This is a genomic window from Sphingomonas sp. 37zxx (assembly GCF_000786205.1).
In the GTDB taxonomy this organism is placed as follows: Bacteria; Pseudomonadota; Alphaproteobacteria; order Sphingomonadales; family Sphingomonadaceae; genus Sphingomonas.
In genome coordinates this window covers 1-1479 of sequence record NZ_JROH01000086.1, presented here as the reverse complement: position 1 = coordinate 1479, position 1479 = coordinate 1, and the positions used below count along the sequence as shown (strand labels likewise).

The 1479-nt window shown below is 63.8% G+C and carries 2 pseudogenes; both read right to left on the bottom strand.

What is annotated here, in order from left to right:
* Positions 1 to 159: 159 nt before the first annotated feature.
* A pseudogene (locus QU44_RS17240) lies at positions 160 to 945 on the bottom strand (transposase); the annotation flags it as partial.
* 165 nt (positions 946 to 1110) lie between these two features.
* Positions 1111 to 1479, bottom strand: a pseudogene (locus QU44_RS16610) (ISL3 family transposase); the annotation flags it as partial.

The following is a 1479-nucleotide window of genomic DNA, read 5'->3' as shown; positions in this document are numbered from 1 at the left end:
ATCGAGGGGCGCGAAGCCTCGCCATCGGCCGGTGTGATCGACAGCCAGTCGGTCAAGACTGTTGATCGGCGTACAAAAGGGGCTCTGACGCAGTTTTGATGATCGCCGTCATGGCGCGCCGATCAGCCGAGCTTGGAGGAGGTCGAGTTTTCCACGGCCTTACATCTGACGTTTGACCAGCTTGAGCTTGGTGATCTGACCCTCGGTCTGGCCGTTCGACCATTGGGAGACGATGGCGGCGCGCACCGCTGTGATGTCCTTGGCGACGCCGTTCGCGAACGACGCGACCAGGCTCGCGCGTGCCCGGGCTATCCAAGGGTCAAGGTCAGCCCCGGCCTTGCGGCGGATCATGACGTGGAATCCTTCGATGATGTAGCGCGCATCGACGAGGGATGGCACGCCGGCTTCAACTGCCGCCACGGTGACCGTCTCCGCCTTGGAGAGATCGTTGCGCTCGAGCGTCATCAGCCGCGCGATAGTCCTGGCTGATGGCACACGATGAAGCGTGTCGGCGTCGATCTTCTCGGCGCGTCGTCGGCGCGTTGCCCACTCGGTCACCACGCGGAGCGATCCCCGAAAGCCCTGTGCCTGCAACGACCGCCACAAGGCTGCGCCATTATGATGGCCCGCCGCCCATTGCAGATCCAGCCATGGCAGATGGGCTTCAAGGGACGTCTCCCGGGTTCTGAACACGTCACTGCGCTCTCCGCGCAGTACACGCCGCACCGTGCCACGACTGTGGCCGGTGCGGCGCACGATCTCCTTGATCGCGACGCCTTCCTTGGAGAGCGCGAGGATCGCGGCATTGGTCTCCTCGCGATGAAGGTACCCTTCGTATTGAAGCCGTTCGGCCGCTGTGAGCAGTTCAGGCTGGATCGTCATCGCACCGATGGCGCATCGGATCTGCCGCATCGAGCGGCGCACCGCGTCGACGAACGCGCGGCTAGTGGATTGATTTTGACATTCGCATCCCGCCTGCGGCACGCTCTCGCTGCGAATGTCAAAATCATAAAATCCACTAGAATCACATAATTGCTAGTGGTCCTGGAGATTCTGACATTTGCTCCTGACTGAGCCGAAGGGGGTAGCAAATGTCAGAATCGGACCACTAGCATTTTCCATGAGATGCCAGCGGTCGGCAACCTGAACGGCGTTCGGCAGAGCCTTGGCCGCGGCGCGGGCATAAGCACCGCCGCGGTCGCGCGCGATGATCTCCACCTGCGGCTGTTCTGAGAGCCACGCCTGCGCCGTCGCGGGCTCCCTGTCCGGCAGCAGCCGGATCGGCCGGCGGCGCTCGAGGTCGCAGATGATCGTGCCATACCGCTGATTGCGCCGCCATGCCCAGTCATCGATACCGATCACCGTCGGCGCCGGAGACGGTGGGCACCCCCGGTGCCGCACGACCCGGAGCAGTGTGTCGTTGCTGACCGGCAGCAGGAGCCGCCGTGCAAAACTGGCGGCGGGACGACCGCCAAGGGC